The sequence below is a fragment of the Paroceanicella profunda genome (genome assembly GCF_005887635.2).
Lineage (GTDB): Bacteria > Pseudomonadota > Alphaproteobacteria > Rhodobacterales > Rhodobacteraceae > Paroceanicella > Paroceanicella profunda.
Genome location: NZ_CP040818.1, coordinates 3,727,637 through 3,740,475, shown reverse-complemented (window position 1 = coordinate 3,740,475; position 12,839 = coordinate 3,727,637). Strand labels below are relative to the sequence as shown.

Genomic DNA, 12,839 nt, shown 5'->3' with positions numbered 1-12,839 from the left:
GATGATTATGCCAGAAAGCGCGCAGGATTGTTATCGATTTAGATAACAAATACGTTCGTTTTGATGTCCTTCTGCCATCGGTGGTCGAGCTCTACGTTCCGTGACGAATGCTACCGTCAAGGAAGGATTGACCTCATGGACCTCCAACTCAGTGGAAAGAAAGCACTCGTCACCGGCGCGAGCCAGGGCCTCGGCCGGGCAATAGTGAAAACTCTCGCGGCGGAGGGCGTTACCGTGTTCGCGACGGCACGCAATCCAGAGCTCCTCGCCAGCCTCGTCGCCGAGATTTCAGCAGACGGGGGCGTCACGCCGATTGTGTTTGAACAGGATTTCGTTGCCGTCGATGGCCCGCAGAAGATCGCAGACGCCGCCCTCGCGGCCCTCGGTCACGTCGACATCCTGGTCAACAATGCCGGAGGGAGCCGACCCATGGATATCGATGCCCCCGAAGAGCAGTGGGTGGAGGGCATGACCCTGAATTTCGATCGACACCGTCAACTCACTCAGAATCTGTTGCCCAATTTCCTAAGCCGCAAACAAGGTGCGATCATCAGCCTCTCCGGAAATCTAGAGCCTGAGGTGGTCAACGCTGCGATGGTCGCCAAGGCCGGCCTCGTTGTATGGTCGAAGGGGCTCTCCGAGCAGATCGGTCAGCATGGCATCACCGTGAATTGCGTCCAGCCAGGCCTCATCGACACCGCCCAGATCCGCCGCCTCTATCCAGGCGAGGAGCGTCAGAAATTCGCCCAGCGCGAAATCGCCTTGCGTGACTTCGGTCAGCCACAGGATGTTGCTAACGCGGTCACCTTCCTTGCGTCGCCTCGCGCTCGCTACATTACGGGCACCGTGATGCTGGTCGATGGCGGAATGCGCCGTCACTCATTCTGAGATGATCCGGATCGCGCCATTCTCGCGGGCCTGTTAGGGGGACAGGCCGGCGCGATGCAGCATCAGCGCAGGCAATTGATGAGGGCGAAGCCTGCGTTCGCTCCATCCTCCGGTGGCACGGGACACCACGATCGACAGCCGTGTTCGGCCGATCAACCTCCCGCCAATCCTCTGTCCGGCGAGGATCAGGTAGCCGCGGCTCCTCCTTCACTTAATGTCGAGCCGCGCAATCTTATCGCCACGGAGCTGGAAGTGCATGTGCCCTGTGCCGTTGAAGCCGTTGCCACTTACTTTAACGGTCACAACCACGGTGTCTCCCTCCGCCTTGGAACTGACCGCCTGTATATGAGCTTGGACGCCGGTATTGTCGGTGCGGTCCCACGAGGCGATTCCCTCACGGCCCTCGAAATGGCGACCCCAATCGTCAAGGACTGCCGTGGGGGTGAAGGCGGCGACCATGCCAGCCGCGTCACCGCGATTGCTGGCGTCGAAGAATTCGGTGATCGCTTGCGGTAGGCTTGTCATGGTCTGACTTTCCCTATTCGAGTTTGAGGACAACACGCCGGAGACAGCCAGCGGCGCCGCCAGCAGGGCCGCGCCGCCAAGCAGCGCGACGAGCAAGGGGCGAACGACGCGAATTGCGCGCCGTTCGCCTAGAAGCCTTCCCGTCATCATGCCGCCGACGGCCGGGGCAGAAGCCGATGAGGCAGATTGTGCGACACCCAGCCGGCGACCGAGCCGACCGCGCTGGCGCCGAAGAGCTGCACCACGCTTTCGAGCGACGGATCGAGATGCGCGGCGAACCACGCAACGAGACCCAGGAAGTAGCCGAGCAGGTTGTTCAGCACCGGCAAGCCGCGCAGAGCGACGACCACGAGCGCCACGAAGAACACCACGATCGGCAGGCCGACACCCAGACCGAAAGTTCCGGCCAGTTGGGGGATGGCCAGCGAAGCGAGCAATCCGATCACCAGTCCAAGGCCGACACAGCCCAGGTTCTCGAAAGCGGTACGGGTGCTCTGGACACGCGTGAAGAACGTGATCCAACCGACGAACATGGCCCAGACGGGCAGCGAGAGCGTCAGGCTTGCGGAGGCCGCGAGCGCGGCAGTCGCAGCGGCGACGACCGTGGTCACGACGAAGGCCTGACGCGAGGGGGCGACAGTGGACATGTCTTTCCTTCTTTTAGGGGGGTGCGTGAAAATCCGCCGATCGCGGACGGTCCAGCCGCCCGCGATCGGCTGGATGATTCAGACCTTCTTCGCGGGCTTCAGCAGGTCGGACAGGCCGACGCGGTGGAGCATCTCGGCGCGCAGGCGGTCGAGGACCGCAAAGCCGACGCTCGCGCCGTCCTCGGTCGGATCGTAGTGGATCCGGAACGGACGCTCGCCGAACGGCGTGTCGACGACCTCGGCGATCATCTCGGCGACCGGCGCCGGATCGGCGTCGTCGGGAACGATCTCGGCGAAGGCCTTCTGGACCTGCTCGCCGAACCCGGCATAGGGGCCGGCTTCATACTCGGCGAGACGCGCCTGGTCGGCGGGGCGGCCGGAGTTCGGGAAGTGGTTCGTGCCCTTGGTGAAGGCGCCGGGGACGACGATCGTCGTCTCGATGCCCCAGCGGGCAAGTTCGCGGGCGTAGAGGACCGCGAGCGAGTCCATTGCCGCCTTGGCCGCGAAATAGGGCGACAGATAGGGCGGCGTGCCGCCGGCCGAGCTGGAGCTGGAAACCCAGACCAGCAGGCCTTCGCGGCGGCCGCGCATGTGGGGCAGCGCCGCGCGGTTGACCCGCTGGGTGCCGAGCACATTGACGTCGTATTGCTGCGCGAACTGCTCGGGCGTGAAGGCCTCGGCGGGGCCGAACATCATGTGACCGGCATTGTGGACGACGACATCGATCTGACCGCTCTCGGCGATGATCTTCTCGATCGCGGCGTTGACCGATGGTTCGGCCTGCACGTCGAGTTCGATCGGGCGGATGTCGCTGCCGGCGATGGCCGACAGTTCGGCGGCGTTGTTGGCGTTGCGACCGGCGACGTCGCGCATCGAGGCGTAGACGGTGTGGCCGGCGCGGCCCAGGGCTTCGGCGGTCAGCCGGCCGAAGCCGCTCGACGAACCCGTGACGAGGATGATCTTCTTGGACATGGTGAAATTCCTTTCGGGTTTGTCCGCGTCAGGGCGGACGAAGGGGATGCAGAGGGATGTTGATGGTCAGACCATGCCGCCGTTGGCGCGCAGGACCTGGCCGTTGATCCAGCCGCCGTCGGGACCGGCGAGGAAGGCCACGGCATTGGCGATGTCCTCGGGCGTGCCGAGCCGCTCCAGCGGGTTCATCTTCGACATGCGGTCGATGAGCTCGGGCGACTTGCCGTCGAGGAACAGCGCGGTCGCGGTCGGTCCCGGCGCCACGGCGTTGACGGTGATGCTGCGGCCGCGCAGCTCCTTCGAGAGGACGCCGGTGAGCAGTTCGATCGCGGCCTTGGTGGCGGCGTAGACGCCGTAGGTCTCAAGCTTGAGGCCGACCACGCTGGTCGAGAAGTTGATGATCCGGCCGCCGTCACGAAGCCGCTTGGCTGCCTCGCGCATGGTGTAGAGGCTGCCCTTCAGGTTGATGGCGATCTGGCTGTCGATCAACGCGTCGTCGCCCTCGGCGATCTTCGCCAGCTTCATGATGCCGGCATTGTTCACCAGTACATCGATGCCACCGAAGGCCGCTTCAGCCGCGTCCCACATGCGGGCGACCGCATTTGGATCGCTAACATCGGCTTGGGCCGTCAGCGCTTTGCCCCCGGCCTTTTCAATAGTCTCGGCCAGCTTTTCGGCTTCGGTGAAATTGCCAGCGTAGTTGATAACGACGGTGAAGCCGTCCTTGGCAAGGCGCTGCGCGGTCGCCGCGCCAATGCCCCGCGAGGCGCCCGTCACGAGCGCAACCTTTGAAATCCCGGTCATGATGTATCTCCTTTTCAACCGCCACGTTGGCGACGAACGAGATGTGCCATCTGGAACCGGGAAGATAATCAGCCTATGTTCGCCATATCTGTTCCGCGAGGACGAACAATGGAACGCGATGGATAAGCTCGATTCAATGCGACTCTTCACCAGAATCGTGGAACGCCGCAGCTTCACGGGAGCTGCACATGACCTCGGGGTGCCTCGCTCCACCGTAACCACCATCATCAAGCAGATGGAGGAACGGCTCGGTGTCAGGTTGCTTCAGCGGACCACGCGCACCGTTCGGCCAACGCTCGATGGCGAGGCCTGGTATCGGCGATGCCTAGCCATTCTCGAAGATCTAGAGGATGCAGAAGGAGCGTTCAGCGGAGCCGAACCGAAGGGAATGCTTCGGGTGGAAGTTCAAGGCACCATCGCGCGGCATTTCCTGATGCCTGCTCTCCCTGAATTTTTCGCGCGTTATCCCGGAATCGAGTTGTCGATGAGCGAACGTGATCGCTGGATCGATCCGGTCCAGGAGGGCGTCGATTGCGTGCTTCGCTATGGTGAGTTGCCCGACAGCGATCTGATCGCTCGACGGGTCGCGGTCCTCGACCGCGTCACGTGTGCAGCACCAGCCTATCTCGAACGATACGGCGTCCCTCAAACGATCGAGGACCTTGCCGCACATCGAATCGTGGGGATACGCCTCGTGAGCACCGGCAACCTAACCCCAGTCGAGTTTCATGTCGGAGGAGAACTTCGGCGCATCGACATGACTGCGCCCTTCTCCGTTACGGGGCCGGAGAGCTATCTGCTTGGGGTGCGTCTCGGGCTGGGACTTGCACAGGTCCCCCGCTTCCATATTGAGCGCGACCTCGCGAGCGGCGCGCTGGTCGAACTACTCAATCACATGCCCGCGCCATCGGCTCAGGTCGCGCTACTTTACCCTCGGAGCCGTCAACTCTCGCCCCGGGTCCGCGTCTTTCTCGATTGGGCGGCAGGCGAGTTCGAGAAGCGCAACCGGCGGATGAACGGCGCGTCCGTGTAAGACCGTGGGTCCATGTCAGTGCCCGGCTGCTCTCAAATTGGAGCCTCGTGCAGAGCAATGCAGCGCTTCTTATGACACGCGCACTTTGATGAGCAGACAAACCACGGCCGACAGGAAGCCAATGTCGAGGTTTCAGTGCGGTGGTCGGAACCGAATCAACCCATACGCACCTGTTGCACCGTAAGCGGCACAGCAGTCAGGAAGAACCCGCCGATGTGTACGCTATAGCCCGAAAATACCGCACGTAATTCCGAAAGGGCTTCTAGTATCAGTAGATATCAGTCTCAATCGCCTCAGCAACGCAGGAGATTGAGCATGGCAAAAGTCGAACCCACGCAAATTCGGAAAACAATCCGGCGGCAACAGTTAAGGGAGATCGTGCCGATGGCCGACAGCACGATTTATGAGATGGAGCAGCGTGGCGAGTTTCCCCGTCGATTTGCGCTCTCGCCACGTTGTATCGTTTGGGACTTGGCCGAGGTCGAAGCTTGGCTCATGGCACGGCGGGCTGCCCCGATCCGTCGGGCACAGCACCCTGACGTCACCAAGCGTAAAACCCGCCCCGTCAAAGGGCGGGATCAAGCTCCATTAGGGGCATAGCTTGCGGCAAAAGCGTGGGGGCATATTTGCGGCCGTCGATCCAGGCGTCCACAGTATCTGCCCATTGCTGCATCATATGCCGCCGTTGCACCTCATACTCGGCTTTGTTGTAAACGCCGCGGGACGAACGCCCGTCCTCGTGCGCAAGGCACTTTTCGATCCAGTCGCTGTTAAAGCCCAGCTCATTTAGCAGCGTCGAGCCCGTCCGCCGCAGATCATGGACGGTGAAAGGCTCCAGCGGCAGCCCCTCCTTCTTGGCTAGCTCGACGACGGCATAGGTGATGCGATTGAACGTCGCACGAGACATGGGCGCGTCCGCGTCGTACCGGGACGGCAGCAGATATCGGGAGTTGCCGGAACAGGTCTTGAGCGCGATCATGATGTCGAGGGTCTGCCGGCACAGGTAGACGTTGTGCGGCTTCGATCGCTTCATGCGCTCCTTCGGGATGGTCCAGACAGCGTTGTCGAAATCGATCTCGTCCCAAACTGCATCCTGCAACTCGCTCTTCCGCACCATTGTGAGAAGGTAGAGCTTCATACCGAGACGGATCGTCGGCAGCGTCGCAACATGCTCGAGCTGCTTGAACATGATGCGGATCTCTGCGGGCGAAAGCGCGCGGTCCTTCGGCGTAAAGGTAGCGATCGAGGCCGGACCGACGTCATCTGCCGGATTGGCGACCTTCTCGCCATGCAGAATGGCAAAGCCGTAGATCTGCTTCAGGATATCCCGCACATGGATCGCCGTCGCGGGCGCACCCCGTTCGACGATCTTGCCGCAGTGAGCGCGTAGATCATCCGGGGTGATTTCCGTCAGGAGACGATTTCGCCAGACGGGCATGAGTTCGCGTTCGAAGATGGAGCGACGCATCGCGCGCGTGCTGTCGGCCATGGTCGCGTTGGTCAGCCATTTCTCGCCGAATTCGCCGAAGCTCTTTGCTTCCTTGATCCGGCGCTTCTCGCGCTGCTTCTCAATGGCGGGGGACCGCCCCTCGGCGATCGCACGCCGCGCGTCGATGCATAGCTCGCGAGCCCTGGCGAGCGATATTCCGTCACGGGCATATCTGCCGAGATAGACGGTCTCCCGCCTGCCGTTCAGCCGATAGTCGAGCCTGAACGAGATGGCGCCCGACGGCGCGACGCGCACGTACATGCCGTCACGATCGGAAACCTTGTACATTTTGGCTTTTGGTTTCAAGCACTTGAGTGCTGCATCGGTCAACATTTCGGCCTCCTTGCGGAAAAGTACCGTCACGCGGTTTTTGGAGGCCAGTGGCGCTGAAAACGATTATATTTCAGCGCGTTAGTTCGAAAAAAGTACCGTCATTGGCCTCATGTGACCTGACGGTACTTTCGTTTTTCCGGTTGATCAATGGGGGCAAGGCCCGTCAGCGAGGCCGCCGAACGCCATCTATGCCCACCGATAGATGTCGATAGGCACAGGATGATTTTATTTTTGTTTTCAGTAGCTTATATCGTACCGGAGCGTAAAATCGGCGGCGTTCGGATGGGCCTGAATCATTCCCACTCGATCGTTCCCGGCGGCTTCGACGTGTAGTCGTAGACGACGCGGTTGATGCCGTTCACCTCGTTGATGATGCGGCCTGCGGTCTCGCCCAGGAATTCGGAGGAGAAGGGATAGAAATCCGCCGTCATGCCGTCGACCGAGGTGACCGCGCGCAGGGCGCAGACGTATTCGTAGGTGCGCCCGTCACCCATCACGCCCACGGTGCGGACCGGCAGCAGCACGGCGAAGGCCTGCCAAATCTCGTCGTAGAGCCCGTGCTTGCGGATCTGGTCGAGGTAGACCGCGTCCGCCTTGCGCAGGATGTCGAGCTTCTCGCGGGTGATGCCGCCGGGGCAGCGGATCGCGAGGCCGGGGCCGGGGAAGGGGTGGCGGCCGACGAAGCTCTCGGGCAGGCCGAGCTCGCGGCCAAGCGCGCGGACCTCGTCCTTGAAGAGCTCGCGCAAGGGCTCGACCAGCTTCATGTCCATCCGCTCGGGCAGGCCGCCCACGTTGTGATGCGACTTGATGGTGACGGAGGGGCCGCCGGAGAAGCTCACGCTCTCGATCACGTCCGGGTAGAGCGTGCCCTGGGCGAGGAACTTCGCGCCGCCCACCGATTTCGCGTGTTTCTCGAACACCTCGATGAACAGCCGGCCGATGGTCTTGCGCTTGGTCTCCGGGTCCGATTCGCCCTCGAGCGCGTCGATGAAGAGATCGGCCTCGTCGGCGTGGATCAGCGGGATGTTGTAATGGTCGCGGAACAGGGTGACGACCTCTTCGGCCTCGCCCATGCGCATCATTCCGGTGTCGACGAAGACGCAGGTGAGCTGGTCGCCGATCGCCTCGTGGATCAGCACCGCGGCGACCGAGCTGTCGACCCCGCCGGAAAGCCCGCAGATCACCTTCGCGTCGCCGACCTGCGCGCGGATCGCCTCGATGGCCTGGTCCTTGTAGGCGGACATGGTCCAGTCACCGGTGAAGCCGGCGATGCGGCAGAAGTTCCGGTAGAGCTGGGCGCCGTTCGGGGTGTGGTGCACTTCCGGGTGGAACTGCACGGCGTAGAAGTGGCGCGAGGGGTCTGCGGTGATGGCGAAGGGCGCGTTCGGCGAGGTGCCGTAGACGTCGAAGCCCGGGGCGAGGGCGGTCACCCGGTCGCCGTGGCTCATCCACACCTGCTCGCGCCCGGTGGCGTACCAGCCTTCGGTGAGGTCGAGGTTGCGCTCGTTCGGGCTGACGAAGGCACGGCCGAACTCACGGTGATGGCCGGCTTCGACGCGACCGCCGAGCTGCTCCATCATCACCTGCTGGCCATAGCAGACCCCGAGGATGGGCAGGCCCATCTCGAACAGGGCCTGGGGCGCGCGGGGCGAATTCTCGTCCAGCACCGAGGCCGGGCCGCCCGAGAGGATGACGGCTTTGGGGGCGAAGGCGCGGATGCTCGCCTCCGTCACGTTCTGATAGGGATGGATCTCGCAGTAGATGTTCGCCTCGCGCAGGCGGCGGGCGATCAACTGCGTGACCTGTGATCCGAAGTCGATGATCAGGAGGTGTTGGTGCTCTGACGTGTTCATGGCCAGCACATAATGGAAGGCGCGGGCGCGCGCAACTGTGTGCAATGCACCCGGCGTCACCGCGGCCGGCAATGTCGTTTCCGGGCCGCGCGGTGGCGGTTTCGGCCCTCTGCGGACCGCCGTGCCCGGCATACTCAAGGCCCTTTCCCGCCGCGTGCGGCACCAGACCTCAGGAGGCCGCGATGGCTCAGACACCCCCGGCCCGGAGCGGCCGGCGCGGCGGCGGCGGAGCGGCCCGCCGGGCAGAGCGGACGGCGGTGCGCTTCGACTGCGCGCCGGCGATCCGGCGCAGGATCGGCACCTTCGACATTCTCGACGAGGAGGGGCTCAGCCTGATCGAGGCCAATGCCGAGACGGTGCTGGAGGAGATCGGGGTGCGCTTCGCCGACAATCCCGGCGCGCTGGCGCGCTGGCGCGAGGCCGGTGCCGAGGTGCGCGGCGAGATGGTGCACATCCCGCGCGGCCTCGCGCGCCGGCTCTGCGCCACGGCACCGGGGCGGTTCACCCAGCACGCCCGCAACCCGGAGCGGTCGGTGGAGATCGGCGGCACGTCGCTGGTGCTGGCGCCGGTCTACGGGCCGCCCTTCGTGCGCGACCTCGACGGCGGACGGCGCTATGCCACGATGGAGGACTTCCGGAATTTCGTCCGGCTCGGCTACATGTCGAAATGGTTGCACCATTCGGGCGGCACGGTGTGCGAGCCCACGGATGTGCCGGTCAACAAGCGCCATCTCGACATGATCGAGGCGCACATGACCCTCTCGGACAAGCCTTTCATGGGATCGGTGACCGACCCGACCCGCGCGGTCGATTCGGTTCGCATGTGCGAAATTCTCTTCGGTAAAGGCTTTGTGAGCGAAAACACCGTGATGACCTCGCTCATCAACATCAATTCGCCGCTCACCTTCGACAGCGTGATGATGGGGGCGCTCGAGGTCTATGCGCAGGCGAATCAGGCCTGCATCATTTCCCCCTTCATCGTGGGTGGCGCGATGGCGCCGGTCACGGTGGCCGGAACGCTCACCCAGGTGCTGGCCGAGGTGCTGGCGGGGGTGGCCTATGCGCAGTTGGTCCGGCCGGGCGCGCCGGTGATCTTCGGCACCTTCGTGACCTCGATCGACATGAATTCCGGCGCGCCCACCTTCGGGACGCCGGAGGCCTCGAAGATCCTCTACGGCGCGGGGCAACTGGCCCGCCGGCTGGGGCTGCCCTACCGCTCCGGCGGGGCGCTGTGCGGTGCGAAGCTGCCTGACGCGCAAGCGGGCTACGAATCCGCCAACACCCTGAACGCGGCGCTGCTGGGCGGGGTGAACTTCATGCTCCATGCCTGCGGCTGGCTGGAGGGCGGGCTGGTGGCCTCCTTCGAGAAATTCGTGCTCGACGCGGACCAGCTCGGGCCGCTGCACGCGCTCGCATCCGGGGTGGATCTCTCGGAGAACGGACAGGGAATGGAGGCGCTGCGCGAGGTTGGCCCGGGGGGCCATTTCCTCGGCTGTGCCCATACGCAGGCCAATTACCGCGAGGCGTTCTGGCGCAGCGAAGTGCTTGACTACAAACCCTTTGAGACCTGGGCGGAGGAGGGCGGGCGCGACAGTGCCACGCTCGGGCAGGCCCGGGTGAAGCGGATGCTGGAGAGCTACCAGCGCCCGCCGCTCGACCCGGCGATCGAGGAGGCGCTCGCCGCCTTCATCGCCGAACGCAAGGCCGCGGAGCCGGACGCCTTCGCATAGGGCCCCGGCGCGGCCCGCCCCTCAGGCCGTTCGCCCCTGCACCCGGCGCAGTTCCGCCAGCAGCGCCACCAGCACCGACACATGCGAACTCGGCGAATAGCCGGTTTCCCGCGCGCGGCGCGCCGCGTCGCAGGCGGCCTCCATCTCACGGAGCCGGCGCAGCGTCGCCTTCGGGTCACGCGCCGGGTCCGTGCCGGGCAGGATCCGGGCCAGGTGGATGTCGCGGGCATAGGCGCCGAGCCCGGCACGCGCGGCACGCAGCAGCAGGCCGGGGCGGCGCAGGGCGGTGTTCAGGGCTTGAGTATCGGTCATCGAAACCTCCGTTTGTATCAGTCGAGGCCCATGCTGGGGCCCAAACGGGAGGCGTTGCGGAAGTTTTCAGGGAAGCGTGCGCTGTCTCTGCAAATCCTGAATCCCAGAGATAGTTAAGGTTTATTTACAATTTTAGGTTAAGTGAATTTTCACGATTCAATTATAGGTAGAATTTTAATCGAATTGGCACGGATTTCTCACGTGACACATCCCGCCACATCCTGCGCCCGGACGACCGGGCCTGTGCATCCGGCAGACTGGCCGGGTGACTGCTCCGCGGCCGGGGAGCCGCCGGCCGCGGTTCTCGTCTATCTCGCCCACACCGTTTCCGGCCTGTCGATGCGCGAGCTGTCGCGTCGGCTCGGCGTTCACCCCTCTACCGTCCACCGGCAGGTTCGCCGCATCGAGGAGAAGCGGGACGACCCGCTCTTCGATGAGGCGCTCGCCGGTCTCGATCTGCGATTCAAGGCCGGCGAAGAGCCTGGCACCATCCTGAAGGAGCACCCAGCTATGCTGCAGCGCAAGCACGTTGATCTTCCCGAGTCCGATGCCGAGATCCAGCGTGAAGCCCGCAGGATCCTGCGACGGCTCGGAGAATCCGGCGCCTTCCTTGCCGTGGCTCCCGAGGCGGAGCTCGCGGTCGTCTTCCGCGAGACGGTTCCCGGCTGCCACCGGCAGACCGCCACCGTGCGCCGCGAGGTGGCCCGGCAGTTCGCCCTGCGCGACTGGGTGGCCTGCCGACGCAGTGGCAAGCTGGCCTGCTACGAGATCACCGCCGCCGGGCGCGCGGCGCTGGAGCGCATGCTGGCGCAGGACACCATCCGCCGCCGTGAGACCGCCGGCTTCGCCGAAGCCCGGACGCCTTTCGCGATGCAGCATCAGGAGGATGCGCTGCGCCTGGTCTCCGGCGAGGGCAGGGAGGGGCCGCGGGAGGTGGTGGTGAATGCCGCCGAGTCGCCCCTCGCCTGGCTGGCGCGCCGGTCCGGGCCGAAGGGCGAGGCCTTCCTGTCGCGCCGGGAACTGGAAGCCGGCGAGCGCCTGCGCGAGGATTTCGAGCGCGCCAACCTCGGCCCGCGCGTCACCCAGGACTGGGAGCGCTTCCTCACCGCCGGCACTCAGGGAGGCGAGGCGGGAGGGCGCGGCCCGTCCGGCGGCCCGGCAGCGGCGCGCGAGCGGGTGTCCGCGGCGCTGAAGGCGCTCGGCCCGGGCCTGTCGGACATCGCCTTCCGCTGCTGCTGTTTCCTCGAGGGTCTGGAGACGGCGGAGAAGCGGCTGGGCTGGTCGAAGCGCTCCGGCAAGGTGGTTCTGCGCATCGCGCTGCAGAGGCTGGCCGATCACTACGGGCTGCGGGAGGGCGGTATTCTCTGACGCAGCGGCAAAACTGTGTCAAAGTTGCAAAAACGCCGTGGTGTGGTAGATTGTGCACTGCAGCATTTGCCTGGGAGGATGCCCGAATGACCCTTCTGCCCCTCTTCGAACCTGGCCGCTGGGCCCCCAAGAAGGACGAGAGCCCGCTGGAATACTGGACCAGCCTGTCTCCCGCCGCACCGTTCTTCGGCGTCGCCTGGCGCTTCGCGGCGGATCCGAAGGCCGCCGGGCCGGCGGACGCCGGCGTGGCCGAGATGTCCCGCGCCTTCACCGAGCAGCTTTCGAAATCGGTGAAGGCCGTCGCGGAGATGACCGAGAGCCTTACCGCCGTGGCGCAGACGCGGATGCAGACCGCGGCGAAGGCTGCCGACGCGGCCGAGGTGGTGACCGCGAAGTCCATGCAGAAGAGCGTGGAATCCGCCGCGGAGATCGGCGGGGCGGTGTCGGACATGGCCTTCAAGTCCGTCCGCGCGGCGGCGGAGGTGTCGGACACGGTGAACACCTCCACCCGCCGTCAGGTGAAACAGGCCACGGACGCTTCCGAGGCCATGGGCGAGCGGGCGCAGAAATCCGCCGGGGTTGCCGCCGACTACGCGGATGAAATGGTGAAAATGGCCAAGCCGTCCAACCTGTTCTCCAAGGCGCCGGCGATGTTCGACGACCTGAAGATGATCCGGGGCGTGGGGCCGAAGCTGGAGCGCGAACTGAACCAGATGGGCATCTATTCCTTCGACCAGATCTCGAAGTTCACCGAGGCGAATCTCGCCTGGGTGGATGCCAATCTCTCCGCCTTCAAGGGCCGGCCGTTCCGCGACAACTGGATCGAGCAGGCCATGAGCCTGATGAAGCACTAGCGCGCAGGGCCGGGCGCGGGGCTCCTCCGGA

Annotated in this window: 13 protein-coding genes; 6 read left to right on the top strand and 7 right to left on the bottom strand. The window is 64.6% G+C overall.

What is annotated here, in order from left to right:
- Positions 1 to 135: 135 nt before the first annotated feature.
- On the top strand, positions 136 to 888 hold the full coding sequence (locus FDP22_RS16740) for an SDR family NAD(P)-dependent oxidoreductase (protein ID WP_138579098.1): 753 nt from the start codon (positions 136 to 138) through the stop codon (positions 886 to 888).
- 207 nt (positions 889 to 1,095) lie between these two features.
- Here the strand turns inward: FDP22_RS16740 and FDP22_RS16735 are convergent, their stop codons facing one another.
- The 4 genes from FDP22_RS16735 to FDP22_RS16720 form a co-directional block, all read right to left on the bottom strand.
- Positions 1,096 to 1,413 (bottom strand): nuclear transport factor 2 family protein, encoded by a 318-nt coding sequence (locus tag FDP22_RS16735; protein ID WP_138579096.1) that lies wholly within the window; start codon positions 1,411 to 1,413, stop codon positions 1,096 to 1,098.
- Between the two features lie 146 nt (positions 1,414 to 1,559).
- Positions 1,560 to 2,060 (bottom strand): DUF1097 domain-containing protein, encoded by a 501-nt coding sequence (locus FDP22_RS16730; protein WP_138579094.1) that lies wholly within the window; start codon positions 2,058 to 2,060, stop codon positions 1,560 to 1,562.
- Between the two features lie 78 nt (positions 2,061 to 2,138).
- Positions 2,139 to 3,032 carry an SDR family oxidoreductase gene (locus tag FDP22_RS16725; RefSeq protein WP_138579092.1) on the bottom strand — a complete coding sequence of 298 codons (894 nt, stop codon included), beginning with the start codon at positions 3,030 to 3,032 and terminating at the stop codon, positions 2,139 to 2,141.
- A 66-nt stretch (positions 3,033 to 3,098) separates the two neighbouring features.
- Positions 3,099 to 3,836 (bottom strand): SDR family oxidoreductase, encoded by a 738-nt coding sequence (locus FDP22_RS16720; protein WP_138579090.1) that lies wholly within the window; start codon positions 3,834 to 3,836, stop codon positions 3,099 to 3,101.
- Between FDP22_RS16720 and FDP22_RS16715 the strand changes: the two genes are divergently transcribed.
- On the top strand, positions 3,835 to 4,869 hold the full coding sequence (locus FDP22_RS16715; RefSeq protein ID WP_205910808.1) for a LysR family transcriptional regulator: 1,035 nt from the start codon (positions 3,835 to 3,837) through the stop codon (positions 4,867 to 4,869). The genes FDP22_RS16720 and FDP22_RS16715 overlap by 2 nt on opposite strands.
- 315 nt (positions 4,870 to 5,184) lie before the next feature.
- A complete protein-coding gene (locus FDP22_RS16710; RefSeq protein ID WP_138579088.1) occupies positions 5,185 to 5,469 on the top strand; it encodes a helix-turn-helix transcriptional regulator in 285 nt (94 codons plus the stop codon).
- Here the strand turns inward: FDP22_RS16710 and FDP22_RS16705 are convergent.
- Both FDP22_RS16705 and guaA read right to left on the bottom strand, forming a co-directional pair.
- Entirely contained in the window at positions 5,435 to 6,691 is a 1,257-nt protein-coding gene (locus FDP22_RS16705; RefSeq protein ID WP_138579086.1) for a tyrosine-type recombinase/integrase, read from the bottom strand. The two genes, FDP22_RS16710 and FDP22_RS16705, sit on opposite strands and share 35 nt — an antisense overlap.
- A 293-nt stretch (positions 6,692 to 6,984) precedes the next feature.
- The gene (gene guaA, locus FDP22_RS16700; protein WP_138579084.1) at positions 6,985 to 8,544 is read right to left on the bottom strand and encodes a glutamine-hydrolyzing GMP synthase; all 1,560 of its coding nucleotides are present in this window, start codon (positions 8,542 to 8,544) and stop codon (positions 6,985 to 6,987) included.
- Positions 8,545 to 8,726: 182 nt separating this feature from the next.
- On the opposite strand from guaA, the gene FDP22_RS16695 reads away from it, so the two are divergent.
- The gene (locus FDP22_RS16695) at positions 8,727 to 10,274 is read left to right on the top strand and encodes a trimethylamine methyltransferase family protein (protein WP_138579082.1); all 1,548 of its coding nucleotides are present in this window, start codon (positions 8,727 to 8,729) and stop codon (positions 10,272 to 10,274) included.
- A gap of 21 nt (positions 10,275 to 10,295) precedes the next feature.
- Here FDP22_RS16695 and FDP22_RS16690 read toward each other — a convergent pair whose 3' ends face one another.
- Positions 10,296 to 10,586, bottom strand: a complete 291-nt coding sequence (locus tag FDP22_RS16690; protein WP_239031811.1) for a DUF6477 family protein — start codon at positions 10,584 to 10,586, stop codon at positions 10,296 to 10,298.
- Positions 10,587 to 10,787: 201 nt separating this feature from the next.
- Between FDP22_RS16690 and FDP22_RS16685 the strand changes: the two genes are divergently transcribed.
- Positions 10,788 to 11,954, top strand: coding sequence for a DUF6456 domain-containing protein (locus FDP22_RS16685; protein ID WP_239031810.1), 1,167 nt, complete (start codon positions 10,788 to 10,790; stop codon positions 11,952 to 11,954).
- 86 nt (positions 11,955 to 12,040) lie between these two features.
- Positions 12,041 to 12,808: a hypothetical protein gene (locus FDP22_RS25275; protein ID WP_138579080.1), complete on the top strand. Its 768-nt coding sequence runs from the start codon at positions 12,041 to 12,043 to the stop codon at positions 12,806 to 12,808.
- The last annotated feature ends 31 nt before the right edge of the window (positions 12,809 to 12,839 follow it).